Annotated in this window: 25 protein-coding genes; 20 read left to right on the top strand and 5 right to left on the bottom strand. The window is 61.9% G+C overall.

All coding sequences use genetic code 11. The features are described 5' to 3' along the window. Positions 1-69: 69 nt before the first annotated feature. Together DWB85_RS11275 and DWB85_RS11270 are read right to left on the bottom strand one after the other, a co-directional pair. Positions 70-489: a DNA polymerase III subunit chi gene (locus DWB85_RS11275; protein WP_117954608.1), complete on the bottom strand. Its 420-nt coding sequence runs from the start codon at positions 487-489 to the stop codon at positions 70-72. Continuing rightward, positions 486-1973, bottom strand: a complete 1488-nt coding sequence (locus DWB85_RS11270) for a leucyl aminopeptidase (protein WP_205422721.1) — start codon at positions 1971-1973, stop codon at positions 486-488. The genes DWB85_RS11275 and DWB85_RS11270 overlap by 4 nt, the downstream gene beginning before the upstream one ends. Positions 1974-2065: 92 nt before the next feature. On the opposite strand from DWB85_RS11270, the gene lptF reads away from it, so the two are divergent. Then, positions 2066-3175 carry an LPS export ABC transporter permease LptF gene (gene lptF / locus DWB85_RS11265; RefSeq protein WP_117954606.1) on the top strand — a complete coding sequence of 370 codons (1110 nt, stop codon included), beginning with the start codon at positions 2066-2068 and terminating at the stop codon, positions 3173-3175. After that, positions 3162-4223: an LPS export ABC transporter permease LptG gene (gene lptG / locus DWB85_RS11260; protein ID WP_117954604.1), complete on the top strand. Its 1062-nt coding sequence runs from the start codon at positions 3162-3164 to the stop codon at positions 4221-4223. Before lptF ends, lptG begins: the two co-directional genes overlap by 14 nt. Here lptG and DWB85_RS11255 read toward each other — a convergent pair whose 3' ends face one another. After that, a complete protein-coding gene (locus tag DWB85_RS11255) occupies positions 4224-4679 on the bottom strand; it encodes an RDD family protein (protein ID WP_117954602.1) in 456 nt (151 codons plus the stop codon). A 122-nt stretch (positions 4680-4801) separates the two neighbouring features. On the opposite strand from DWB85_RS11255, the gene DWB85_RS11250 reads away from it, so the two are divergent. Further along, complete coding sequence (locus tag DWB85_RS11250; protein WP_117954600.1) at positions 4802-5485, top strand: response regulator transcription factor; 684 nt, start codon at positions 4802-4804, stop codon at positions 5483-5485. Further along, entirely contained in the window at positions 5485-6855 is a 1371-nt protein-coding gene (locus tag DWB85_RS11245; protein WP_117954598.1) for a sensor histidine kinase, read from the top strand. The genes DWB85_RS11250 and DWB85_RS11245 overlap by 1 nt, the downstream gene beginning before the upstream one ends. 10 nt (positions 6856-6865) lie before the next feature. Here DWB85_RS11245 and DWB85_RS11240 read toward each other — a convergent pair whose 3' ends face one another. Then, a complete protein-coding gene (locus tag DWB85_RS11240) occupies positions 6866-7669 on the bottom strand; it encodes a hypothetical protein (RefSeq protein WP_117954596.1) in 804 nt (267 codons plus the stop codon). Between the two features lie 107 nt (positions 7670-7776). On the opposite strand from DWB85_RS11240, the gene DWB85_RS11235 reads away from it, so the two are divergent. The 3 genes from DWB85_RS11235 to trhO all read left to right on the top strand — a co-directional run bounded on the left by DWB85_RS11235 (position 7777) and on the right by trhO (position 10177). Further along, positions 7777-8814 (top strand): AraC family transcriptional regulator, encoded by a 1038-nt coding sequence (locus DWB85_RS11235; protein WP_239017296.1) that lies wholly within the window; start codon positions 7777-7779, stop codon positions 8812-8814. A 100-nt stretch (positions 8815-8914) separates the two neighbouring features. Continuing rightward, the gene (locus DWB85_RS11230; protein WP_117954592.1) at positions 8915-9238 is read left to right on the top strand and encodes a BolA family protein; all 324 of its coding nucleotides are present in this window, start codon (positions 8915-8917) and stop codon (positions 9236-9238) included. A gap of 3 nt (positions 9239-9241) precedes the next feature. Beyond that, positions 9242-10177 carry an oxygen-dependent tRNA uridine(34) hydroxylase TrhO gene (gene trhO / locus DWB85_RS11225; RefSeq protein WP_117954590.1) on the top strand — a complete coding sequence of 312 codons (936 nt, stop codon included), beginning with the start codon at positions 9242-9244 and terminating at the stop codon, positions 10175-10177. 27 nt (positions 10178-10204) lie between these two features. Here trhO and DWB85_RS11220 read toward each other — a convergent pair whose 3' ends face one another. After that, a complete protein-coding gene (locus DWB85_RS11220) occupies positions 10205-10945 on the bottom strand; it encodes a trypsin-like serine peptidase (RefSeq protein ID WP_162846089.1) in 741 nt (246 codons plus the stop codon). A 104-nt stretch (positions 10946-11049) separates the two neighbouring features. Here DWB85_RS11220 and DWB85_RS11215 point away from each other — a divergent pair, with 104 nt between their 5' ends. The 13 genes from DWB85_RS11215 to DWB85_RS11155 all read left to right on the top strand — a co-directional run bounded on the left by DWB85_RS11215 (position 11050) and on the right by DWB85_RS11155 (position 23169). Continuing rightward, a complete protein-coding gene (locus tag DWB85_RS11215; protein ID WP_117954585.1) occupies positions 11050-11910 on the top strand; it encodes an SDR family NAD(P)-dependent oxidoreductase in 861 nt (286 codons plus the stop codon). A gap of 111 nt (positions 11911-12021) precedes the next feature. Next, on the top strand, positions 12022-13212 hold the full coding sequence (locus DWB85_RS11210; RefSeq protein ID WP_117954583.1) for an acyl-CoA dehydrogenase family protein: 1191 nt from the start codon (positions 12022-12024) through the stop codon (positions 13210-13212). 33 nt (positions 13213-13245) lie between these two features. Beyond that, positions 13246-14079 carry an alpha/beta fold hydrolase gene (locus DWB85_RS11205; protein WP_117954581.1) on the top strand — a complete coding sequence of 278 codons (834 nt, stop codon included), beginning with the start codon at positions 13246-13248 and terminating at the stop codon, positions 14077-14079. Between the two features lie 77 nt (positions 14080-14156). Further along, on the top strand, positions 14157-14948 hold the full coding sequence (locus DWB85_RS11200; protein ID WP_275400277.1) for a fumarylacetoacetate hydrolase family protein: 792 nt from the start codon (positions 14157-14159) through the stop codon (positions 14946-14948). 115 nt (positions 14949-15063) lie between these two features. After that, positions 15064-15972, top strand: coding sequence for an acetaldehyde dehydrogenase (acetylating) (locus tag DWB85_RS11195; RefSeq protein WP_117954579.1), 909 nt, complete (start codon positions 15064-15066; stop codon positions 15970-15972). A 94-nt stretch (positions 15973-16066) separates the two neighbouring features. After that, the gene (gene dmpG, locus DWB85_RS11190) at positions 16067-17098 is read left to right on the top strand and encodes a 4-hydroxy-2-oxovalerate aldolase (protein WP_117954577.1); all 1032 of its coding nucleotides are present in this window, start codon (positions 16067-16069) and stop codon (positions 17096-17098) included. Positions 17099-17213: 115 nt separating this feature from the next. After that, positions 17214-18335, top strand: a complete 1122-nt coding sequence (locus tag DWB85_RS11185; RefSeq protein ID WP_117954574.1) for an AI-2E family transporter — start codon at positions 17214-17216, stop codon at positions 18333-18335. Beyond that, on the top strand, positions 18332-19849 hold the full coding sequence (locus DWB85_RS11180) for a TolC family protein (RefSeq protein ID WP_117954572.1): 1518 nt from the start codon (positions 18332-18334) through the stop codon (positions 19847-19849). The genes DWB85_RS11185 and DWB85_RS11180 overlap by 4 nt, the downstream gene beginning before the upstream one ends. A gap of 20 nt (positions 19850-19869) precedes the next feature. Continuing rightward, positions 19870-21006 (top strand): HlyD family secretion protein, encoded by a 1137-nt coding sequence (locus tag DWB85_RS11175; protein ID WP_117954570.1) that lies wholly within the window; start codon positions 19870-19872, stop codon positions 21004-21006. A gap of 12 nt (positions 21007-21018) precedes the next feature. Continuing rightward, positions 21019-22059: a DUF2955 domain-containing protein gene (locus DWB85_RS11170; RefSeq protein WP_239017295.1), complete on the top strand. Its 1041-nt coding sequence runs from the start codon at positions 21019-21021 to the stop codon at positions 22057-22059. Next, entirely contained in the window at positions 22059-22508 is a 450-nt protein-coding gene (locus DWB85_RS11165) for an ion channel (protein WP_117954568.1), read from the top strand. Before DWB85_RS11170 ends, DWB85_RS11165 begins: the two co-directional genes overlap by 1 nt. Before the next feature lie 165 nt (positions 22509-22673). Next, positions 22674-22967: a BrnT family toxin gene (locus DWB85_RS19960; protein WP_117954566.1), complete on the top strand. Its 294-nt coding sequence runs from the start codon at positions 22674-22676 to the stop codon at positions 22965-22967. Beyond that, positions 22960-23169, top strand: a complete 210-nt coding sequence (locus tag DWB85_RS11155) for a BrnA antitoxin family protein (RefSeq protein ID WP_117954564.1) — start codon at positions 22960-22962, stop codon at positions 23167-23169. The genes DWB85_RS19960 and DWB85_RS11155 overlap by 8 nt, the downstream gene beginning before the upstream one ends. The last annotated feature ends 534 nt before the right edge of the window (positions 23170-23703 follow it).

The raw sequence follows: 23703 nt of genomic DNA, 5'->3' as shown, positions 1-23703 counted from the left end.
CCCAACCCTGGGTAGGAGCCGGTGTTCACGCGGGCTGGCCAGGGCCGGCCCGTCTCGCGTGAACGGGCGCTAGAGGTCGTGCTTCTCCAGGTGATAGCCCCGTTCCTTGTAAAAGCGCCAGGAGTTTCGCAGGGCTGCCAGGCTGGTTTCGTCCTGGGTGACCACTTCGGCAACCCGGGCGAAACGGGAGAAAAATGCGGGAATTTCCAGCTGTAGGTTGATCAGCAGGTCGGAGTGACGGCCGGGATCCTGGCCCCAGCCGATGGCAATCTGTTCCGCCTGGGGCTCGCCGGCCAGGGCGTGGGGCAGGAAACTGTGGGGGCGGAAACTCCACAGCAATTCATCCAGCGCCTGCGCCTGCTGCTTGTCGGCGGCATTGATGTAGATGTTGTTGCCCTGCCGGTAGGCCTTGTCCGCCAGTCTCGCCGCCACCTGCAGGCGCTGGCCTGCAGCGGCGGCCTGGACCACGTAAAAGCCGACCCGGGTCACGCGCCGGCCCGGTCCAGCAGGTAGCGGGTGAGCAGGCTGACCGGGCGTCCGGTGGCGCCCTTGGGCGTACTGTCCCAGGCGGTGCCGGCGATATCCAGGTGCGCCCAGTCATAGGCGCCGGCGAACTCGGCGAGGAAACAGGCGGCAGTAACGCTGCCGCCGCCGGGCCCGCCGAGGTTGGCGAGATCGGCGAAGTCGCTTTTCAGCTGCTTGCTGTAGTCATCCCACAGGGGCATGTGCCAGGCCCGGTCATGGGTTTCCGTGCCGGCGGCCAGCAGCTGTTGCGCCAGTTCGTCCTTGTTGGCGTACAGACCCGTTGCGTGGGAGCCAAGCGCCACCACGCAGGCACCGGTGAGGGTGGCGATGTCGATTACCGCGGCGGGTTTGAAGCGCTCGACGTAGGTCAGGGCGTCGCACAGTACCAGGCGACCCTCGGCATCGGTGTTGAGAACCTCGATGGTTTTGCCGGACATGCTGGTAACCACGTCCCCGGGCTTGGTGGCGCTGCCGCTGGGCATGTTTTCCGCTGCTGCCACCACGGCAATTACGTTCAGTGGCAGTTCCATCCGGGTGACCGCGTCCATGGTGCCGAACACACTGGCGGCGCCGCCCATATCGAACTTCATCTCGTCCATTTTGGCGCCGGGCTTGAGTGAGATACCGCCGCTGTCGAAGGTAATGCCTTTACCCACCAGCACGTATGGTTTGTCGCTCTTTTTACCGCCCTGGTAATTCATGACGATAAGCTTGGCGGGCTGCTCGGTGCCGGCAGTGACCGAGAGCAGGGAGCCCATGCCGAGTTCGCGCATTTTTTTCTCTTCCAGCACCTGGATGCTGAGCTTGCTGTTGCCCCGGCCCAGCTTGCGTGCCTGTGCCGCCAGGTAGCTCGGGGTGCACACATTGCCGGGCAGGTTGGCCAGGTTGCGTGCGGTGTTGACGCCGCAGGCGGTGGCGGCACCCTGGTCGAGTGCCCGCTGGGCGCTGGCCTTGCCGGCGCTGGAGCTGACAACCACACGGGCGAGTTTCAGTGCGGGTTTGGGCTTGGCAACAGTCTCGGTGTAGCGGTAGCTGCTGCTTTCCAGGCTGCGAGCCAGCATTTCCAGCAGCCATTCAGCATCGGCGCCATCTACCTCTAGTTCCTCCAGGTGCAGCAATGCGTCCCGGGCGGTGGTGTCGTTAAGAGCCTTGTAGGTGTGCCGGGCAAACTCCCTGGCGGCGGCGCGGTCAAATTTTTTCCGCTCTCCGCAGCCAATCAGCAGCAGCCGTTTGGACTTTGCCGTGCCCGGCAGCAGGCAGCTCTGCCCGCTCTTGCCGGTGAAATCGCCCAGTTCCAGTGCCGCCTTGATAGCGCCCCCTGAGGCCTTGTTCAGGGCCGCGGCCGCGCCGCTGAGCTTGCTGTTGCGGAACAGGGGGACAACCGCGCACTGGCTGGTGGCGGTGCTTGCGTCGCTGACGGTGCGCGCAGTGAATTTGATCGCAGTCATGCTTATTAACCTCGCTGGTTTGGCAGCCCCTAGTGTATGATGGCGGGCTCGCAAACCCAACCAGTATGGGCCTATTTCTACCCGGGCAAGGCATGAAAATACTTCGATATCTGGCAATGGACGTGCTTTTGCACATGGTCGCCGTGAGTTTTGTCCTGCTGGTGATCATTATCAGTGGCCGCTTCGTGAAATACCTGGCCGAGGCGGCGGTGGGTGACCTGGCGGCGGACATTCTGCTACCCGTGCTGTTTTACCGCCTGCCCGGATTCCTCGAGCTGATCCTGCCGCTGGGCCTGTTTATCGGCATCCTGATGTCCTATGGCCGGCTCTATGTCGAGAGCGAGATGGTGATCCTCACCGCCACCGGCATGAGCCCGCAACGGCTTGCCGCCTGCACCCTGGTGCCGGCGCTGCTGGTTACCCTGGTCGTCGGCGCCCTGAGCCTGCTGGTGTCCCCCCTGGGGGCGGCCCGTTCCGAGGTGCTGCTCAACGCCCCCGAGTCAACCCAGGGCCTCAATGCCATGGCGGCCGGGCGTTTCCAGACCCGGCGCAGTTCCGATATTGTCAGTTATGCCCAGTCGGTCACCGGTGAGGGAATCATGCGTTCGGTATTTCTGTCCCAGGCGCGGCGCGAGGATGACGGTGAGCTGACCATGCTGCTGACCATCGCTGATGAGGGCGAACTCAAGTTTGACCCCGAGTCCGGTGCGCGTTACCTGGAACTGCGCCAGGGGCTGCGTTACGAGGGTTATCCCGGCGAGCTGGATTACCAGGTGCTGCAGTTCGAACAGTTCGGCGAATTGATTCCGGAACCGGAGGGGGGCATTCGCACCGCCGACCCGGTAGATGGTCGCGCCACCCGGCAGCTGCTGGCCTCTGACCAGCTGGAGGACATCGCCGCCCTGCACTGGCGGCTGTCGATTCCGGTCATGGTGCCCATCGTGGCAATCATCGCCATGTGCATGAGCCGCACCGACCACCGGCGCGGCCGCTATATCAAGATGGCCCCGGCTTTTTTGCTGTACCTGGGCTACCTGACCCTGCTTGCCAATGGCCGCTCGGCGATCGGCTCCGGTGACGGCGGTCCGCTGCATATCTGGGGGGTGCACCTGCTGTTCCTGGCGCTCGCCCTGGCGATGCTGTTTGGGCCCTCCTGGCGCAGCCGGATCAGGCACCGGAGGTACCTCAATGCGAAAGCTTGATCGGCACATAGGCTGGACCGTATTTGCGGCCATTTTGCTGGTGCTGGCGATTATCGTCGGGCTGGATGCCATTGCCGCCTTCATCGATGAGGCTGATGATATTTCCGAGAGCTATACCTTTGCCCGGGTGGGGATGTATATCCTGCTGACGCTGCCCGGCAGGCTGTACGAATTTGTTCCCTTCGCCGCGCTGATTGGCTGCATGCTGGGGCTGGGTCAACTGGCCACTTCCAGTGAGCTGGTGGTGATGCGCGCGGCGGGAGTGTCCATTGGCCGGCTGGTCTGGATCGCCATGAAACCGGCACTGCTGATCGCCGTACTGGGATTTGCCCTGGGCGAGCTGGTTGCCCCGCGCACCGAGCAATTGGCGGAGACCAACCGGGCCATGGCGCAGAACCCCGGGGAGAGTTTTGGCGGCCGCCATGGTATCTGGAATCGCGAGGGCAATACCTTTCTCCACTTCAATGCCCTGGAAGCCGACGGCGTCGTCCACGGCATCACCATGCTCGAGTTCGACCAGGACCTGGTCATGGAATACGCGCTGCGCGCCCGGCGCGCGACCTTCGAGGGCGACTACTGGACCATGGAGGAGGTCGTCATGACCCGGCTCAGCAGCTGGCAGGCGACCCGCGAGACTCACCAGAGCATGCGCTGGGACACCGGCATAACGCCGGAACTGCTGACGGTTATGGCGGTGGAACCGGAGTACCTGCCGATCAGCGACCTGTATCGCTACAGCCGTTACCTGCAGTCCCAGGGCCTGGATTCGGACGATTACCAGCTGGCCCTGTGGCGCAAGATCCTGCAGCCGGTAGCCATCGGGGCACTGGTACTGGTGGCGATTTCATTTATCTTTGGCCCCCTGCGCGAGGGCACCATGGGCTTTCGCATTTTCGCCGGGGTGATTGTCGGCATCGTATTCAGGACCAGCCAGGACCTCCTCGGCCCGGCCAGCCTGGTATTCGGTTTCGCGCCGATTTACGCCGCCCTGGTGCCGGTACTGCTGTGTGTGCTGGCAGGGCTGCTACTGCTGGCCAGGGCGCGCTGATCAGTCCTTGCCGCGGCTCGCCCTGGGCAGTAGTAACAGTTCGGTACCGGACAGGTAATCGTGCCAGTAGCGCTGGTTGCGGTCGACCAGGCGCCACAGGTAGCCCAGCCCAAGGCAGCCCGCGGAGAGCGCGGCACCGGCGCAGCGTAACAGGGCCTGCGACCAGCGCGGTTTGGTCCCGTCAATGCTGACCAGCTTGATCCGCCAGGCCTGCATGCCCAGGGTCTGGCCGCTCTTGAGCCAGAATGCGCTGTAGAAGCCGACCAGGGACAGGGCGATCAGCACTTGCCCCAGGTGCGGGTTGAGCACTTCCCGTTCACCGCCGCTGAGCTGTACCACCAGCGCCAGGGCAATGCCGTTGACCACGAATACCAGGGCGATCACCAGCAGGCCGTCGTAGACCATCGAAATCAGGTGGCGCAGTAGGGAGGGATGTTTCAGCTGGCTGTTTTCCATGGGCGGCGAGTCTATCACTGTCGGGCTGTATTAAGGATTGGTAATGATACTGCCGTCGGCCTCCGGATGCATTGGTTGGCACCTGCCCGCATGCTACATTGCGCCCAGATACGGAAGCCCTTATGAACGTACTGCTAGTAGAAGACGACCAGGCGGTTGCCCGGTTTATCCGCAGCGAGCTGGCGCGCGCCGGCGTCGACTGCACCCACTGTGCCGATGGTGACCAGGCCTTCGATACCGCCCGGGACCAGGCTTTCGATGTCTGGGTCGTGGACCGCATGCTGCCGTCACGGGACGGCCTCAGTCTTATCCAGGACCTCAGGGAGACCGGCAACGAGACCCCGGCGCTGGTGCTCAGCGCCCTCGGTGAGGTGGACGACAGGGTCCAGGGCCTGCGCAGCGGCGCCGATGACTACCTGGTAAAACCCTTTGCCATGGACGAATTGCTGGCCCGGCTGCAGGTATTGTCACGGCGCGCCACGGCCAGTGGCGACGGCAGCACCCGGCTGCAGGTTGGCGACCTGGTGATGGACCTGCTGCGCCAGGAGGTGTCCCGCCAGGGGCAGCCTGTCCCCCTGCAGCCACGGGAGTACAAATTACTGGAATACCTCATGCGTCATGCCGGCCAGGTGGTAACCCGGGCCATGCTGCTGGAGCATGTCTGGGGCTATAACTTCGACCCGCAGACCAATGTCATTGATGTCCATGTATCCCGCCTGCGGCAGAAAATCGACCGGGATTTCGAAGTCTCCCTGCTGCTGACCGTGCGCGGGGCCGGTTACCGCCTGGGCCCGGAAGCCGACTGATGCGCGAGGTTCTGAGCAGCCTCACCTTTCGCTACATCGCCAAGTACCTGCTGGTGCTCAGCGCCACGGTATTCCTAGTAATGGCCGGGCTCTACCTGTTATTCAGCTACAACTACTTCCGCCAGTTGTCCGCTACTATCGTCGAGGAACAACAGGCCCTGGAGATGATTTACCGTGGCCAGGGCCTCGCCGGGCTGCGCCAGTACATCAGCGAGCAGCGGACCACCCAGCTGCTGGATCGTTTCCACTACCTGGTCAGCGACCGGGCGGGGGAAAAAGTTGCCGGGGATCTGCCGGCGAATACCGCCTACCGGGAATTTGAGCGCGGCTGGCTGGGTTTCGAGCTGGCGCTGCTGGAGTGGGGCGAGTCGGTGGAAGTGGATTTCATTGCCCGGGAACAGCAGCTCGGGGATGCTTATCGGGCCATTGTCGCCCGCAGTTTCGAGCAGGCGGTCTACCAGGGCCAGCTGGTCCTGGCAACGCTGGTCCGGACCATGGTTGTTACCATTGTGCTGGGCCTGGTCGGCGGCTATTTCGCCGCGGCCAGGACCCTGCAGCGGGTGGAATGGCTGGGCCGGGAAATGTCGCGAATCGTCCGCGGTGATCCCTCCCAGCGCCTGGATGCGGCCGCTGAGAAGGGCCAGCTGAGGGAACTGGCGCAGATACTGAATACCCTGCTGGACCAGACCGAATCGCTAATGCAGGGCGTGCGCAGCGTGTCCGACAACGTTGCCCACGACCTGCGAACCCCGCTGAGCCGCATGCGCAACCAGCTGAGCCAGTTACAGCAGGATTTGCCCAGGGAGCGGCGCGGGGACGTTGAGCAGCTGATTGCCGACTGCGACAGCCTGCTGACCTCCTTCAATGCGGTACTGCGGATATCCACCCTCGAATCGGGCAACCGCTACAGCGGGTCTGGCGAGGTCGACCTGGGGCAGTTACTGGAGGACGTGGTCGAACTCTATGAGCCAGTGGCACAGGAGAACGGGGTGGCGCTGCAGCTGGCCAGCCCGTCGACCGCGCCCTGTCGCGGGGAAGCGGACCTGCTGTTCCAGCTGTTCGCCAATGTGCTGGACAATGCGATCAAGTATACCCCGTCCGGGGGGGCGGTCACGGTCGCGCTGAGGGCAAGCAGCGGCGACGGTGAAACCGCTCACCAGGTGACTATTGCTGATAGCGGTCCCGGAATTTCAGCCGAGCACTGGCGCGACGTCTTCCGGCGGTTTTACCGGGTCGAACCCAGCCGTTCATCGCAACCGGGGCACGGTCTCGGCCTGAGCATGGCACAGGCCATTGCCCACTATCATGGCGGCAATGTGGATTTGCAGGATAACAACCCCGGACTGCGCGTGCTGATCAGTCTGCCGTGAGTGCCGGCTATCAGTGCTCCAGGGTGATGTGGGCGGTGTCGGGCGGCGGTGGACTGGCGAGTTTGCGCTGTTCCTCATCCAGCACATCGGTACCCGGGGGGGATACTGCAAGCGCCGACAGGTCGAGTTCGGGCGGCGCCGCCTCGGGCCTGGCGCAGTCAGAAAAATCGGTGCCCTCCGGGGCCAGGACCAGGGCGTCGGTATTGGGCGACAGCGGCTCGGCGGTGGACGCCAGGGTGGGTATGTCCTCGCCCACCTCTCCCATGCTCAGGTGGCTGGTGTCCGGCGCCGGGGGCGGCGGTGGTGCCGCGCCAGCCAGACGGTCGGCAGGCGGGTCGATATCCAGCGCCGAGGTATCGATTTCCGCCACCACCACCTGTGGTCGTTCCCCGGGTCTCAGCACCTCGGTGCCGGCGGGGCTCAGGTTGAGCCCGGAACTGTCCGTCCCGGCCTCGGCCGGGACGGCCGTGGGTTGTGGCCCGGGTGCCGGCGCGGTGCCGACGTCGGGCGCGGCGGCCAGGGCCGCTATACGCTCGGCGGCAGTCTGCGGCTTCGCTGCTTCGGGCTCAGCTGCGGCGGCTGGACTGGCCGTCTTGATCACCGGTCTGGCACCGACTTTCTCCATCGCCTGTTTGTACTTCAGGGCCGTGGCCCTGTCGCACTCGCGCTTCACCAGCTGGGGCGTACCGCTGAACAACTTGTCCAGGGTGGCGTCGCCCGCCTTGAACAGCGCCCCCAGGCTGCTGCGTACCTGATCCGGCCCGTAGCCTGCCAGTATTTCGCCTGCGTAATAGATGTTGTACAACGGCTCCATTGCGGTTCTCCATTACCCACCCGGTAACAGTATACGCCCATGGGAGCAGCTTTGCTGCGCGGGCAAGTCTGTTACTATGCGCAGCCCTTAGGCGGCCAGATGAATCCATGAGTGATCGCGTCCCGACACGTTTTGTGAAAACCCTGCTGCGCATGGTGAGTGATCGGGGTTATGACTTTAGCGGTATTCTGCAGCACGCCGGCCTGGATTTTGACCCGCTGGACGAGGACTGCCCGGACTACCGGACCGAAGTCAGCGCCATGCAGTACTCCCGGGTTTACCAGCAGGTCCTCAGTCTGCTGCAGGACGAGACCTTCGGGGTCACGGGTAGCGACCTGGTTGCCCCCGGCGCCTTCAGAATGATGTGCTATTGCGTCATTTCCTGCGAAAACCTGGGTCAGGCGATCCAGCGGGCATCGGAGTTTTACCGCACTTTTTTTGACGAGCGCAGCCAGCTGTACGCCAACTTCAGCCAGGAGTTCGCCCGGGTCGGCTACCAGACCACGATCAGGACCGGGCAGCCTCAGGTCGGCCCGGCGCACGCGTACGGCCTGTCCATGTGGCACCGCTTTTTTGGCTGGCTCTGCGGCCGACCGATAGAGCTGCAGCGGGTTGATTTTGCCGGCGATCCACCGGCCAACCCGGACAAGTACGAGGCGCTTTTTGGCTGCCCCCTTTACTTCAACCAGGCCAAGGATTTGCTGTACTTCGACAGCGCCTGCCTGGCCTGGCCCGTGGTCCATACCCAGCATTCGCTGCGGGAATTTTTGCACACGGCGCCCTACCAGATGCTGCTGCTGGACAACGATACCTCGGGCAACAACCTGTCCGTCCAGGTGAGGGCGATGATCGGGCACGATTTCAGCGAGGGGTTCCCGAGTTTTGAAATGATAAGCAGCGCGCTGCATATGTCTGCCCCGACCCTGCGCCGCCGGCTCAAGCGGGAGGGCACTACCTTCCAGGAAATCAAGGACCAGGCCCGCTGCGAAGCGGCCAAGCTGTGCCTCAACCGGCATGAGCTGTCAATCAATGAGGTGGCGCTGCAAATGGGCTTTACCGACCCCAGTGCTTTTCACCGTTCGTTCAAGAAGTGGACCGGAGAGACCCCCGGGCAATTTCGCCAGGGTTTGCGCAGCGGCCGCTAGCGCCGGCGCCCGTCCGGGCTCGCCAGGCCAGCATTCGGGGATGATGGGCGCCGGGCGTCCATTGCCGTATAATATGCGCCTCGTTTTTTGAGGCATCCCGATGAGCGTACAAACTGAAATTGAACAGCGGCTGACGGCCGAACTGTCCCCCGAGCACCTGCAGGTGATCAACGAGAGTCACATGCACAGCGTGCCCGCCAATTCCGAAACCCATTTCAAGGTGGTACTGGCCTGTGCCGAGTTCGCCGGCAAGCGCAAGGTCGCCCGCCACCAGCGGGTTTACGCTATTCTGGCGGAGCAGCTGGCAGGGCCGGTTCATGCCCTGGCCCTGCATACCTACAGCCCGGAGGAGTGGTCGGAGCGCGAGCAAGGCGCCCCGGGGTCTCCTGATTGCCTGGGCGGCTCCCGGGCGGAGGTGTCCTGAGTCATGGCTCCCGTTGTTGTCGCTGCCCTGTACCACTTCGTCACCCTGGAAGATTTTCACGAGTTGCGTGAACCACTGCTGGATGTCTGCCGGGACGCTGGCGTCAAGGGCACCCTGTTGCTTGCCCATGAAGGCATTAACGGCACTGTGGCCGGCCCTCGCGAGGGCATCGATACCGTGCTGGCTTACCTGCGCGCCGATCCCCGACTGGCGGCACTGGAACACAAGGAGTCCTTCGACGAGGCAATGCCTTTTTACCGGATGAAGGTCAAGCTCAAGCGGGAGATCGTCACCATGGGCGTCGAGGGCATAGATCCCAACCTGGTGGTGGGGACTTATGTCAAACCCGGGGACTGGAATGAGCTGGTGAACGATCCCGACGTGTTGCTCATCGACACCCGCAACGATTACGAGTACAGCATCGGTACCTTCAAGGGCGCGGTGGACCCCCATACCACCACCTTCCGCGAGTTTCCCGAGTACGTGCGCAGCCACCTGGATCCGAAAAAACAGAAGAAGGTCGCCATGTTCTGCACCGGCGGCATTCGCTGCGAGAAAGCCTCGGCGTTTATGCTGCAGGAAGGTTTCGAGGAGGTTTATCACCTGCAGGGTGGAATTCTCAAGTACCTTGAAGAAGTGCCGGAAGCGGAGAGTACCTGGCAGGGGGAGTGCTTTGTATTCGACAACCGGGTGGCGGTGAACCACAAGCTGGAGAAGGGGCACTATGACCAGTGCTACGGTTGCCGCATGCCGATCACCGAGGAAGACAAGCGCTCCGATAAATATCGCAAGGGCGTATGCTGCCCGCACTGCTATGACCGCCTGTCTGTCGACCAGGTCACGCGCTTCAGTGAGCGCCAGAAGCAGATCGAGCTTGCCCGCGCCCGCGGTGAAATCCATGTCGGTGAGCAGACTGCACCGCGTCGCGAGGAGGCCTAGTGGCAACTCACTGGGTGTGATCAGGCCCTAGTTGAGATGCTGCTCCAGGGGCCGACGAAAATCGGCCACTGGCACGTAAATGCTGATCCCCTCACTGTTGCCGCGGGAGATAACCCCGGTCAGCTGGGCGCTGCCCTGCCGTGACAGCTGGATCACCGCCCCGCCTGAGGCGCCTTTGTAGGCGCTGCAGTCGGTTTCGCTGCCATCGCGGTGCTGGCGGGTAATCCGGCAGTTGTCGTGGTAGGTCAGTACAGCACCGTCCATCCCCAGCCCTGCATCGCCGGAAAAGCCCGCCATGGTAACCGGCCGCAGCCGGTCACCCAGGGCCGGGTTCAACTCCATGGCGGGAATGACCCGGGTATCGACAGGCCGATAGAGCCTGAGTACGGCCCAGTCCGCATACATGCTGCCCCCGTCGGCCAGCAGGTAAGCCTCACGCCGGGTAACCCGGTCGCTCCCCGGTAACAGGGTGAAGGTGATGGGCTTGCTCAAATCCCGGTAGTACTCCAGGCAGTGCCAGGCGGTAACCACCGTATTGGCCAGGCGTTTACCGGCCGCCGCCACCAGCGTACCGCTGCAGTTTTCCCGCTGGTGCCTGCGCTGTCCTCCTTCGAACTGTATTCCCGGCACGTCCAGCTTGCCCACCGACTGCAGCCACCGGGGCGAGTCCTCTGTGTAGGCCAGCCGCGGCTCGGCGCCAGAGCCCGGCCCGGCGCCCAGCAACAGCAGGGTGGCGAGTGTTATCGTTTTTACCTGGTTAAAGTTCATTGACTGGATCAACATGCCTGGCAGCGTTAATGGTAATAAGCTTGGCGGCCGCCGTCATCATCATTAGGATAGGCGATAATGGACTAATCACTTCGGGAGCAAGCATGCAGATCAGTGGTCGGGTTGCACTAGTTACCGGTGCCAGTCGCGGCGCCGGCAAGGGTATTGCCATAGCCCTGGGCGCCAGCGGTGCCACGGTTTATGTCACCGGCCGGACCCGACAGGACGGTGACGCGCCGCTGCCGGGGAGCCTGGCCGATACCGCCGAGGCAGTTACCCAGGCCGGCGGCAAGGGGATTGCGCTGTACTGCGATCACAGTAATGACGAGGAGGTCAAGCGCGCTTTCGAGCAGGTGCAGCGGGAGCAGGGCAAGCTGGATATCCTGGTCAACAACGCCACTGCCCTCAACGATGCCCTCACCCGGAAGGGGCCGTTCTGGGAGAAGCCGCTGGCGCTCACCGATCTCTGGGATGTGGGTATGCGCTCGCACTATGTCGCTACCCACATCGCTGCGCCGCTGTTGCTGGCCAGTGATCGGGCGCTGGTGGTCAACACCTCTTCCTTCGGCGGGCGGATCTATATGCACGGCCCCGCCTACGGGGCCGGCAAGGCAGCGGTGGACAAAATGGCCCACGACATGGCGGTGGATTTCAAGCCCCACCAGGTGGCGGTGGTGTCGATCTGGATGGGGCTGCTGTTGACCGAGCGCACCCGGCAGGTCTTCGAGGCAGAGCCGGAGATGTATGCCGACCTGGTCGACACCTGTGAAACGCCGCAATTCACCGGCAGGGTGATCGAGGCGCTCTACCGTGACCCGGAGTTGATGGCGCGTTCCGGCAAGGTCTGGATTGGCGCCGAACTCGGTGCACAGTACGGGGTGACCGACATCAATGGGCGGCAGCCGCCGTCGCACCGGGCTTTTTTCGGGGAAACGACCCGTTTCGGCGATGCGGTAGTGGAGTAAGGGCTATAGCCCAAATGGAGGATGCGGCGCCTTGCCACAGTGGATTTAATGGTGGATTGCCGCGGATTTGCCGGCACAGGTTTTATGATAAGTCAGAACACAGGTGAGTATATGAACGAGTACGGACTGGAATCACCCAGGGCACAGGAATTGATCGCCGCCGCCAAAGCGATGGGGCCGGCACTGGTGCAGCGCAGGGCACAATGCAAGGCGCAGCGTAAAGTGCCCGAGGAGACGGTGGCCGATTTTCACAAGGCGGGCTTTTTCAAGATTCTGCAGCCGGAACAGTGGGGCGGATATGCCATGGACCCGCAGGTGTTTTACATGGTCGGCTACGAGATCGCCCGCTTCTGCCCCTCCAGCGCCTGGATTCTTGGCGTTATTGCAGTGCACAACTGGCAGTTGGCGGTGTTCGACGACCAAGCGGCCCAGGACGTGTGGGCTGATGATCCCAGCGTGTTGATCTCCTCATCCTACGCACCGGTGGGCAAGGTAAAGGTCGTGGATGGCGGCTTCCGCCTCAGCGGCCGCTGGAGTTTCTCCAGTGGTTCCGAGCACTGCAAGTGGGCATTTCTCGGGGCGGTGGTACCCACGCCGGAGGCGCCCTTCGACATGGCCAACTACCGGACCTTCCTGGTACCCATTGAGGACTACGAGATCGTCGATCACTGGGATGTCGTCGGCCTGCAGGGCACCGGTTCCCACGACATTGTGGTAGATGATGTGTTCGTGCCCGAATACCGGACCCACAAATCCATGGACGGCTTCCGCTGCGACAATCCGGGTAACGCGGTCAATAGTGCCCCGCTGTACCATATGCCCTTCATGCAGGTATTTGTGCGTGCCGTGTGCACCGCCACCCTGGGTGCCTGTGAAGGTGCGCTGCAGTCGTTCATCGAAGTGGCGAAAACCCGCCAGGTGGGGCCCAACAAAATGAGTAACGACCCCCATGCCCGCGAGCTGGCGGCGGAGGTGCGTGCTGCCATCGAGGAGATGAAGCTGACCATGCTGCGCAATTTCGACGCGATGATGGCAAAGTGCCGGGCCGGTGAGCCGATCCCGGTAGAGGATCGGGTGCGCTACCGTTACGACTCGGCGGTGGTGGCAGACCGCTGCCTGGAGCTCTCGAGCCGGATGCTCAAGGCCGCCGGCAGCGGCGGCATCCGCAAGGGCAGTGAGCTGCTGGACTTCCACCTGGACATGCTCGCCAGCCAGGCTCACGTGGCCAACCATTCCACGCCTTTCGCCAACAATATGGGGGCGATGATGTTTGGCGAGGAAAATATTGATTACGCCATCTGAGGCAGACGTTTCACTCCCGACAAGGAAAAAACTATGGGCAAGATAGGACTGCTTCCCGAAGGCAATTACGCTGACTGCGCCAATGGCTACAGAATCCATTACCTGGATGAAGGCGAGGGTGAGGTAGTGGTGTTCCTGCATGGCTCAGGGCCGGGTGCCAGCGGGTACTCCAATTTCAAGGGCAATTACCCCTTCCTGGTGGACGCCGGCTACCGCTGTATCATTCCCGATCACATCGGCTATGGTTTTTCCGACAAGCCGGATGACGTGGACCATCCGCTGTCGTTCTTTGTCGAGTGCATCAAGCAGACACTCGATTGCGCCGGGGTGGACAAGTGCACCCTGGTGGGCAACTCGCTGGGAGGCGCAATCGCCTTCGGCCTTGCCCTGGATTACCCGGAGCTGGTGGAGAAGCTGATACTCATGGCGCCGGGGGGGCTCAGCGAACTGGCTGAATACCAGAAGATGCCCGGCATGCAAAAGGTCTTCCAGGTGTTCGGGTCGGGGGAGCCGGTTACGCCGGCGGTGATGAAGGACCTGTTCGCAACCGGGCTGATGCACAATCCGGCTCTTGCCACCGACGAGCTGGTGGCGGAACGCATGCAGATCATGGAGATCATGAACGGCCATGTGATGGCCACCATGCAGGTCCCGGTGCTGGTTGACAGGCTGGCCGAAATCAGCTGCCCGACCCTGGGGTTCTGGGGCATGGACGAGAAGATGATGCCCGAGGAGGGTATTATGGCCATGGTCAAGAACATCAGGCACATGCGCACCATTCTCGTCAACGAGTGCGGCCACTGGGTGATGGTAGAGCACGAGGGCATGTTTAACCGGGCCTGCCTCGACTTTCTGCAGAACGGCTGAACAGCCAATCAATTTAAACCGGCTGGTTGTCCCGGCAGTGTAGAATGACGCCTGTATGTAATGAGGTGTTTACCCCCATGATGGATCCCCAAAAAATCGAGCAGTTAGGTGACGAGCTGTACCAGGCGATGCGCGCATGCAGTACCCTGGTGCCGCTCACCGATCGTGAGAGCGATATCACCATTGAAGATGCCTACCACGTGAGCCTGCGCATGCTGCAGCGCCGGCAGCAAGAGGACGGCGAGCAGGTGGTGGGCAAGAAGATCGGTGTGACCAGCAAGCCGGTGCAGGACATGCTCGGCGTGTTCCAGCCCGACTTCGGGTTTCTGACCGATGCCATGGCCTATCCTGACGGGGCCGATATACCGATTGCCGGCAACCTGATTGCGCCGCGGGCCGAGGGCGAGATCGCCTTTCGCCTGAAGCAGGACCTGGTCGGTCCCGGGGTGACCGAGGCCGACGTGCTCGCCGCCACCGAGACCATTATTCCCTGTTTCGAAATCGTGGATTCGCGCATCGATGACTGGAAAATAAAGATCCAGGATACGGTGGCGGACAACGCCTCCTGTGGGGTCTATGTGCTCGGCGAGACCGAGGTGGACCCGCGCGACTTCGACCTGCCCCAACTGAAGATGAAGATCTACAAGAATGGCGAGTTGCACTCGGAGGGGCTGGGTAGTGCTGTCCAGGGCAACCCGCTGACAGCGGTGGCCTGGCTGGCCAATACACTGGGCGAATTCGGGATTCCGTTCAGGGCCGGTGAAGTGATTCTTTCCGGCTCGCTGGCGCCGCTGATTCCGGTGGTGGCGGGGGACGAGATGAGCCTGGAAATCGAGGGTATTGGTGGCTGCAGCTGCAGGTTTACCTGACCCGGTCACAAAACATGGGTTAGTGCCCGTCACAGGGGCAATTGGATTCCGGCCGGCGCCGGAATGACAGAATTCAGCCGGTGGCGCTGCAGCCCCGGTGAACAGAGGAATCAGTATGAGCAAGAAAATCAAGGCGGCGATCATCGGTCCGGGCAATATCGGCACCGACCTGCTGATGAAAGCCATGCGCAGCGAGGTGGTGGAACCGGTGTGGATGGTGGGGGTGGACCCGGACTCGCCGGGGCTGGCCCGGGCCGCGGAAATGGGCCTGAAGACCACCGCTGAGGGCGTGGACGGCATGCTGCCGACCATGCGGGAGGACGGAGTGCAGCTCTGTTTTGACGCCACCTCGGCCTACGTGCACGCGGAGAACAGTCGCAAGGTAAACGAGCAGGGCGCGGTGATGATAGACCTCACTCCGGCGGCCATCGGCCCGTTCTGCGTGCCGCCGGTCAACCTGGCTGGCGCCGTCGAGCAAAAGGCGATGAACGTCAATATGGTGACCTGCGGCGGCCAGGCGACAATCCCCATGGTGGCGGCGGTGAGCCGGGTGCAGGAAGTCACCTACGCGGAAATTGTGGCAACGGTGAGCTCCCGCAGTGCCGGCCCCGGTACGCGCAAGAATATCGACGAATTCACCCGCACCACGGCCAGGGGCATAGAACAGGTGGGCGGCGCGCACACCGGCAAGGCAATTATCATTATCAACCCGGCGGAGCCGCCGCTGATTATGCGCGACACCATTCACTGTCTCACGCACGCTGACCCGGACCAGGATGCCATTGTCGAGTCGGTGCAGAATATGATTGCCGAGGTCCGCAAATATGTGCCCGGCTATACACTGAAAAACGGTCCGGTGTTCGACGGCAAGCGGGTTTCCATTTATATGGAGGTGGAAGGCCTGGGGGATTTCCTGCCGAAATACGCCGGCAACCTGGACATCATGACCGCCGCCGGTTTGCGCACCGCGGAAATGTACGCCGAAGAAATGCTGGCCGGTAACTTCGTGCCCACGGCGGCGTGAACCGGGATGACCGATAAACGGAACACGACAACAGCACACTCGGCCGGTCTCGACCCGCACTTGCAGCTCACGGCCCGCCAACTGGAGAAAGACAATGGATCTTAAAGGAACAAAAGTTACCGTCCACGATATGTGCCTGCGCGACGGCATGCACCCCAAGCGGCACCAGATCACCGTCGAGGAAATGGTCACCGTGGCCCGGGCCATGGACGAGGCGGGTGTGCCGCTGATTGAGGTGACCCACGGCGATGGACTGGGCGGCGCCTCGGTCAACTACGGCTTTCCTGCCGCCAGTGACGAGGAATACCTGACTGCGGTTTGCAGGGAAATGAAAAGCGCCAAGGTGTCGGCGCTCCTGCTGCCTGGTATCGGCACGGTTGACCACCTGAAAATGGCGCTCGACTGTGGTGTATCCACCATTCGGGTGGCCACCCATTGCACCGAGGCGGATGTCTCGGAACAGCACATCAACGCCGCCGCCGGCATGAACGGGCTGGATACAGTCGGCTTCCTGATGATGGCGCACATGATCGAGCCCGAGAAACTGCTGACTCAGCTCAAACTGATGGAGAGCTACGGCGCCAACTGCGTGTACATCACCGACTCTGCCGGTTACATGCTGCCCGAGGATGTGACTGCCCGGGTAGCCCTGGCGCGGGCCGAGCTCAAGCCGGAAACCGAACTGGGCTTTCACGGGCACCACAACCTGGCCATGGGTGTGGCGAATTCCATTGCCGCGGTGGCGGCGGGCGCCAACCGCATTGACGGTTCCATGGCCGGTCTGGGCGCCGGTGCCGGCAATACACCGCTGGAAGTGTTCATTGCGGTGTGTGATCGCATGGGGATAGAGACCGGCGTCGACACCTTCAAGGCCATGGACATCGCCGAGGACCTGATCACCCCCCTGATGGACGAGCAGGTGCGTATCGACCGCGATGCCCTGACCCTCGGTTACGCCGGCGTGTACTCCTCCTTCCTGCTGTTTGCCAAGCGCTCGGCCGCCAAGTACAACCTGTCCAGTCGCGACATCCTGGTGGAACTTGGCCGGCGGCGTACCGTCGGTGGCCAGGAAGACATGATCGAGGACCTGGCCCTGGATATGGCCAGGGAGCGGGGAACGATTTAGCCGAGCCCCTTGCCGGCGCTGAAAAAAGCGCCGGTAATAGCAAATCTGTTTCAGTATGCTAATCTCCCTGAGCTAAGCAGGCCGCATACGGCTGCCGTCGACTCGGGGAAATCGCATGGAAAATAACACCAACCAGTCCCATCCCATTACCGCCCGGGAACTCACCGACGTAATCATCAGGGTCAGCATTGTCTTCGGCCTGGTGGTGATGTGTTTCCGCGTGTTCAGTCCGTTTTTGAACCTGATGCTGTGGGCGGTGATACTGGGTGTCACGCTGTATCCCATGCACCAGAGACTGGCGGCAAAGTTCGGTGGCAAGCAGGGCCGAGCGGCGACGGTTATCGTCCTCTCGGGGCTGCTGCTGATTGGTGTGCCGGCGGTCAAGCTCGCCAGTTCCATGGCGGAGGAACTGCGGAGTGTGCACGAGGCCTATGGCGCTGGCACCCTGAGCCTGCGGCCACCGCAGGAATCGGTGGCCGAGTGGCCGCTGATCGGCAAGCAGGCCTACGCCGCCTGGCATGAAGCCAGTGAAAACCTGCCCGGCTTTATCGCCGACTACCGGACCAATATCGAGGCGGTGATGAGGAGAGTGCTGGCCACCGCGAAAGGCACTGCCGGGGGCATTGCCCTGTTGCTCGGCGCCCTGATAGTCGCCGGTATCATGATGGCTTACGGCAGGGGCGGCAGCGGTGCCACCCTGCGCATATTCAATCGCATCGCCGGTCCGGAGCAGGGGCCAAAGGTGCACAGCCTGGTGACCATGACCACGCGGTCCGTGGCGGTTGGCGTGCTGGGTGTTGCCGCGATACAGGCGGTGCTGATGGGGCTGGTGTTCCTGCTGGCCGGCGTGCCCGCGGCGGGTCTGCTCGCCCTGGTGGTGTTGCTGATGGCGATTATGCAGTTGCCCGCGATGTTGATCGGCATTCCGGTTATTCTGTGGATCTGGAATGGCGGTGATTCCGGTACCTTGATGAATTCGGTGTGGTCGGTTGCGGTGGTGATCACCGCCCTTGCCGATAATGTCCTCAAGCCCATGCTGCTGGGGCGTGGCGTCGACGCGCCCATGCCGGTGATCCTGATCGGCGCCCTGGGCGGCATGGTGTCCTCCGGATTTGTCGGCCTGTTCATCGGCGCGGTGGTGCTGGCGGTCGGCTACCAGATCTTCATGAAGTGGGTCGAATATCAGGCGCAGTCGCCGGAGGAGGTTGCCCCGGCATCGGACCCGGTAGACGAATGACGCCCGGAATAAATACGCTCGTCGCCGCCGCGCTGCTGGCGCTGGCGGCCTGCACCAACCTGGGGCCGGATTATGAGGAACCCGATGTCGCCTGGCTTGACCAGTGGCAGACTGACCTCTACGGACAGGTAAACCTGGCAGCAACTGAACAGGAAGATCTGCAATTCTGGTGGCGGGCCTTCGCTGACCCGCTGTTAACCGAATTCATCGAGATCGCCCGCCGGGAAAACTACAATCTGCGCCTCGCCGGCCTGGCGGTGCTGGAGAGCAGGGCCGTGCTGGGTATTGCCAGCGGCAGCCAGTACCCGCAGGTGCAGCAGGCCAACGGTAGCTGGGCGCGGGTCGACCGCTGGCCAACCGAGGGCGACAAGTCTGGCAACCACTCGAACCTCAACAGTTATGACCTGGGCTTCGACATCGGCTGGGAGATGGACTTCTGGGGCCGCTGGCGGCGCGGGGTGGAATCCGCCGATGCGGCTTTTTTCGCCTCCATCAGCAACCAGCAGAACGCCCAGGTGCTGCTGGCGGCGCAGGTGGCCCAGGCCTACTACAGCTACCTGACTATTGCCCGGCAGATCGAGATCGCCCGCGAAAACGCTGAATTGCAACAGCGCAGCCTGGAAATCACGACCAGGCTGTTCGAGAGCGGCCAGTCCTCGGAACTGGACGTGCAGCAGGCGCGTACCCAGTACCTCGCCACCGTGTCCACCATTCCGGAACTGGAGTCCAGTCTCAGGCAGGTCGAAAACGGCCTGTGTGTGTTATTGGCGCGCTCCCCCGGTGACCTGCCGGAACTCGACAGGGCCGTCATCAAGCTGCCGGCATTGAATCCAGTCTATCTCGATGCCTTCCCGGCGGCGCTGTTGCTGCGTCGGCCGGATGTTCGCAGCGCCGCTTACAGCGTCGCCGCCCAGTCGGCGCAGATAGGCGTGGCCCGGGCTGCGCTGTACCCATCCATTTCGCTGTTTGGCACCATTGGCTGGTCGGGTAATTCCCTGGATTTGACCAACGACACCCTGGCTACCGGCATCGGGCCGGCGTTCACCTGGAACCTGTTCAACTACGACCGGATAGAGAACCAGGTGCGGGTGCAGGACGTGCGCCTGCAGCAATTGATCGAGGGCTATCAGCTGACGGTTCTCGCCGCCGCCTCCGAAGTCGACAGCGCGGCCATAGCCGTGGTCAAAACCCGTGAGCAGCAGCAGTTGCTGGCCGAGGCGCTGCGGGCGGCCGAGCGCTCGCTGACGCTGTCGACGAAACGCTACCGGGAGGGATATTCCGATTTCCAGCGGGTACTCACCGCGCAACAGTCACGGGCTGCCAGGTCCGCCGCCTACGTGGCCAACCAGGGTGCCCACATCAACGGGGTGATCGCTTTTTACAAGGCCCTGGGTGGCGGCTGGCGACCGGCGGACGCGGAGGACCTGGTGCCGGAGGCTATTCGCGAGCTGATGGAGCAGCGCACGGACTGGGACGGGATGCTGGATGACCCGGTACCGGTCATCCAACAATAGGGACCACAGTGGGGGACACGATGAGCGACGCAGACAACAGTGATGATGGCGCCCAGGTTAGTGATCAGGAAGCGGCGCCGAAAGCGGTGAAACGCGGCGGCCAGGCGGTGGCGCTGCTTATCCTGCTGAGCCTCTGCTGGTACCTGGCCAGTGACCGCTATACCCCCTATACCTCCCAGGCCCGGGTGCAGGGCTACGTGATCGGCGTTGCGCCCCAGGTGTCCGGCAACGTTACTGAAGTGTTCATTGCCAATAACGAGCGGGTGGAAGCCGACCAGCCGCTGTTCCAGATCGACAGGTCCCAGTACGAGATCGCCCTGGCCAAGGCCCGTTCCGATTACCAGAACGCCCTGCGCCAGGTGGAGGCGGGCGACGCCGGCGTTGAAGCCGCCCGGGCCAACCTGCGCTCGGCGCAGGCCAATCTCGACAAGGCGCAGAAGGATACCAACCGCCTTGAACGACTGTATAAAGAAGACCCGGGTACTATATCGACCCGCCGCCTGGAGATCTCCCAGGCTACCCTGGCCCAGAGCAAGGCGGCGGTAAGCGCGGCGCAAGCCGGGATAAAGCAGGCGATTGAGGCCAAGGGCGGCGACTCCAGTGAGGAGCTCAATACCATTCTGGCCATCGCCCGCACCGGGGTCGAAAAGGCCGAGCTGGACCTGGAGCGGACCACGGTCAGGGCCAGCGATCGCGGCATGATCACCGATTTGCGTACCGACGTCGGTTCCTTTGCCGGGGCCGGTCATCCGGTTATCACCCTGCTGTCGCTTGGTGATGTGTGGATAGATGCCCAGTTCACCGAAAACAATCTCGGCCACATGCAGGCCGGCACACCGGTGGAAATTCTGTTCGACTCCCTGCCCGGGGAAATATTCTCCGGCGTCGTTGCCAATATCGGCCTCGGTGTCAGTGCCGGCCGTACGCCCCAGCCGGGCACCCTGCCCACGGTGAACAACGATCGCAACTGGCTGCGGCCATCACAGCGCTTTCCGGTCATGGTGCGGTTCGATCCGCAGCAGAGCGGGCAATTGCGGGAACAGCTGCGCATGGGGGGGCAGGCCTCGGTAATGGCGTACACCGAGGGCGCCTGGCTCACCCGGTTTCTCGGCAAGCTCTATATACGCTTCCTCAGCGTCGTGTCCTACGCGTACTAGATAGGGATGTCAGTGAGCCTGCCACTAGCAGCACGACGGGTATTCAGGCTGAGCCTGACGATCAGTATCGCCCTGGCGATCAGTTACGCCATGGGTAACAGCCTGCCTTATATTGCGCCCCTGTTTGCCTTTTTGCTCGGTGCCGCCCCGAAGCCGCCGATGGGACCGAAAGGCCTGGTAGGCCTGATAGTGGCGCTTTCGCTGATGCTCGGCACCGGCCTGCTGTTGATTCCATTGCTGACCTATTACCCGCTGACCGCTCTGGTTATCGTGCTGCTGGGGCTGTTCCTCGCCAACTACCTGAGTCTGAACAGGGGCAAGGGGCCGGTGGGGCTGTTGCTCATTATCGGCATTACCCTGATTTCAGCCCTGGGGCTGATGGGGCCGTCGCTGGCCACCATGATTATCTCCGCGCTGCTGCTCAATATTGCCATCGCCGTGGTCTGCCAGTGGCTGGTTTATCCCTGGTTCCCGGAGGACTGTGACCCGTCGGCGGAACCACCTCCACCGCCGCCACTGCAATCCAGCTGGCTGGCACTGCGCGCCACCCTGGTGGTTTTCCCCAGCTACCTGCTGGTGCTTTACAATCCCACGGCGTACGCGCCAATCATCATGAAATCGGTCGCCCTGGGGCAGCAGGCCAACGAGACTGCGGCCAGGCACGCCGGTCGTGAGTTGGTGGGTTCCACCTGCCTGGCGGCACTGATTGCCATGCTGTTCTGGTTTTGTCTGAAGCTGGCGCCCAACCTGTATATGTTCACCCTGTGGACCCTGTTGTTCAGCGGCTACCTGGTGGCCAAATTCTACGGAGTCCTGGCCAGTGCTTTTGGCCCCACATTCTGGCAGAACGTGCTCGTTACCCTGTTTATCCTGGTGGGACCAGCCGTTGAGGACACGGCCAATGGCAAGGACCCCTATGCGGCGTCGGCGGTGCGTATCGGCCTGTTTATCGGCGTCACCCTCTACGCCTGGATGATGCTGGTCTTTCTGGAAGGCCTGCGCCGGCGGCAGGAAATGAAAAGTCAGTCGGCGATGCAGATGGAGGCGGGATAATGCTGGAGAATGTCCTTCTGGGCCTGTTGGTCATGGTTGGCTGCCTGTTTGTGCAGGCCCTTCTGGTCGCCGCGGCAGCGCGGACTTACGCGCGCCACAGTAGAGCCGTGGAGAGCGGGTCCTTCGCCAGTACGGTTTTGCTGATCGGCGGTGTGATGATCGTACTGGTGGTGGGCAACTTCCTCCAGGTGTGTATCTGGGGCGCCCTGTTTCTGCAGCTGGGTGAGTTCGAGGATTTCCGGGTGGCGGTCTATCACTCGGCGGTGAACTTTGCGACCCTGGGCTACGGCGATATCGTGATGTCGGAAAAGCATCGCATCCTGGGGCCATTGCAGTCCCTGAACGGCATCCTGATGATGGGCGTCTCCACCGCAGTGGTGATGTCCGCCCTGCAGGATGCCCTGCAACGGGTCAGGGATGCGCGCGGGAATGGCCCTGGCGCTGATTGATATTGGAACTGGGATCGTGCCGGAGCTGGTTCTCGGGGCAAGAGAGAATCGCGAGGAAGCGGAAGATGCCTGCGCACACCGAATTTTTCCAAGTAAGTAGCTAACTGCCGGCATCACCCCGACCACCACTCTTGACTATAATTATATTGTAGTTATATTGTCGCTATGACTAGCCTATTTTTTGAATGGGATGAAACTAAGAATGCTTCGAACACCAAGAAGCATGGAATCTCATTCGACGAAGCTAAGACTGTATTTACCGATCAATATGCACGTTTAATTGCAGATCCAGATCATTCAGAGGATGAAGATCGTTTTATCTTGCTGGGTACCAGCATTAACTCCCGCTTACTGGTTGTATGCCATTGCATACGATTCAACGAAACAATCCGAATTGTCTCGGCCAGGAAGGCAGATAAGCGAGAACGAGCCATCTATGAGGAATTTCGTCATGCGTAAACACTACGATTTTTCAGAATCTATACCTAATCCATACGCACAAAAGCTCAAGAAACAAATCACCATTCGCCTTGATGAAGATACAATCGCATATTTCAAAGAAATGGCAGAAGAAAAGGGTATTCCCTATCAAAGTCTAATCAATTTGTACTTGCGTGATTGCGCGCAATCTCATCGTGATTTAAAGCTGCAATGGAGCTAGCAGTTAACAAGGTCAAACAGCGGGACGCGCTTACAGCGCGCCCTTGTTTGCGGCGTTGTGGAGCCTTCCTCGACCGCCAGTACCCTGGCTTCCGGGAATGATGAGCGAGCGCAACGACTACTATCGATTCAGGCAACTCATGTACGACCATGGAGAAGGGGAATTTTTGCAGAATTAATTTTCGAGCGCCATTCAATCCCGCTTTCCCATCTACAGGGGTAAGCGGCGGCTTCCTTGCCTATCTTTACCGGTTTCATTTGCCTCGTAGGCGCTGCCTCGCTTGTGCAAGTACTAGCTCAGGCTCCAGAGTCAGGGCTGGGTCGGCCTCTATCTCATTGATTCTTTTGCAAATCTCTAAATCCCAGGCATCGGCAAGGCCGGGATTGGTGGGGCCATCCAAACTCGCCACTAAGTGTAAGCGCCTCTGCATCGGCCCCCTTCCGCCCAGGGCGATGACGCCGGAACATGCCCCCGTGTTTTTTTCACAGGAGCATGGCCATGTCTGCCGACAACGAACAACGCGAAGACTACTGG

This window comes from Seongchinamella sediminis (assembly GCF_003457605.1).
GTDB classification, from domain to species: domain Bacteria; phylum Pseudomonadota; class Gammaproteobacteria; order Pseudomonadales; family Halieaceae; genus Halioglobus; species Halioglobus sediminis.
The sequence above is the reverse complement of the archived record's forward strand: the minus strand, read 5'-3'. Positions and strand labels throughout refer to the sequence as shown.

Excerpts from the sequence above, each read along its gene's own strand:
- lptG (WP_117954604.1), top strand. The coding sequence starts at position 3,162 with ATGCGAAAGCTTGATCGGCACATAGGCTGGACCGTATTTGCGGCCATT.
- DWB85_RS11200 (WP_275400277.1), top strand. The coding sequence starts at position 14,157 with ATGATGGATCCCCAAAAAATCGAGCAGTTAGGTGACGAGCTGTACCAG.
- dmpG (WP_117954577.1), top strand. The coding sequence starts at position 16,067 with ATGGATCTTAAAGGAACAAAAGTTACCGTCCACGATATGTGCCTGCGC.
- DWB85_RS11270 (WP_205422721.1), bottom strand. The coding sequence starts at position 1,973 with ATGACTGCGATCAAATTCACTGCGCGCACCGTCAGCGACGCAAGCACC.
- DWB85_RS11195 (WP_117954579.1), top strand. The coding sequence starts at position 15,064 with ATGAGCAAGAAAATCAAGGCGGCGATCATCGGTCCGGGCAATATCGGC.
- DWB85_RS11155 (WP_117954564.1), top strand. The coding sequence starts at position 22,960 with ATGCGTAAACACTACGATTTTTCAGAATCTATACCTAATCCATACGCA.
- trhO (WP_117954590.1), top strand. The coding sequence starts at position 9,242 with ATGGCTCCCGTTGTTGTCGCTGCCCTGTACCACTTCGTCACCCTGGAA.
- DWB85_RS11240 (WP_117954596.1), bottom strand. The coding sequence starts at position 7,669 with ATGGAGCCGTTGTACAACATCTATTACGCAGGCGAAATACTGGCAGGC.
- DWB85_RS11245 (WP_117954598.1), top strand. The coding sequence starts at position 5,485 with ATGCGCGAGGTTCTGAGCAGCCTCACCTTTCGCTACATCGCCAAGTAC.
- DWB85_RS11185 (WP_117954574.1), top strand. The coding sequence starts at position 17,214 with ATGGAAAATAACACCAACCAGTCCCATCCCATTACCGCCCGGGAACTC.
- DWB85_RS11255 (WP_117954602.1), bottom strand. The coding sequence starts at position 4,679 with ATGGAAAACAGCCAGCTGAAACATCCCTCCCTACTGCGCCACCTGATT.
- DWB85_RS11220 (WP_162846089.1), bottom strand. The coding sequence starts at position 10,945 with ATGAACTTTAACCAGGTAAAAACGATAACACTCGCCACCCTGCTGTTG.
- DWB85_RS11250 (WP_117954600.1), top strand. The coding sequence starts at position 4,802 with ATGAACGTACTGCTAGTAGAAGACGACCAGGCGGTTGCCCGGTTTATC.
- DWB85_RS11175 (WP_117954570.1), top strand. The coding sequence starts at position 19,870 with ATGAGCGACGCAGACAACAGTGATGATGGCGCCCAGGTTAGTGATCAG.
- DWB85_RS11210 (WP_117954583.1), top strand. The coding sequence starts at position 12,022 with ATGAACGAGTACGGACTGGAATCACCCAGGGCACAGGAATTGATCGCC.
- DWB85_RS19960 (WP_117954566.1), top strand. The coding sequence starts at position 22,674 with ATGACTAGCCTATTTTTTGAATGGGATGAAACTAAGAATGCTTCGAAC.
- DWB85_RS11205 (WP_117954581.1), top strand. The coding sequence starts at position 13,246 with ATGGGCAAGATAGGACTGCTTCCCGAAGGCAATTACGCTGACTGCGCC.
- DWB85_RS11215 (WP_117954585.1), top strand. The coding sequence starts at position 11,050 with ATGCAGATCAGTGGTCGGGTTGCACTAGTTACCGGTGCCAGTCGCGGC.
- DWB85_RS11165 (WP_117954568.1), top strand. The coding sequence starts at position 22,059 with ATGCTGGAGAATGTCCTTCTGGGCCTGTTGGTCATGGTTGGCTGCCTG.
- lptF (WP_117954606.1), top strand. The coding sequence starts at position 2,066 with ATGAAAATACTTCGATATCTGGCAATGGACGTGCTTTTGCACATGGTC.
- DWB85_RS11180 (WP_117954572.1), top strand. The coding sequence starts at position 18,332 with ATGACGCCCGGAATAAATACGCTCGTCGCCGCCGCGCTGCTGGCGCTG.
- DWB85_RS11235 (WP_239017296.1), top strand. The coding sequence starts at position 7,777 with ATGAGTGATCGCGTCCCGACACGTTTTGTGAAAACCCTGCTGCGCATG.
- DWB85_RS11230 (WP_117954592.1), top strand. The coding sequence starts at position 8,915 with ATGAGCGTACAAACTGAAATTGAACAGCGGCTGACGGCCGAACTGTCC.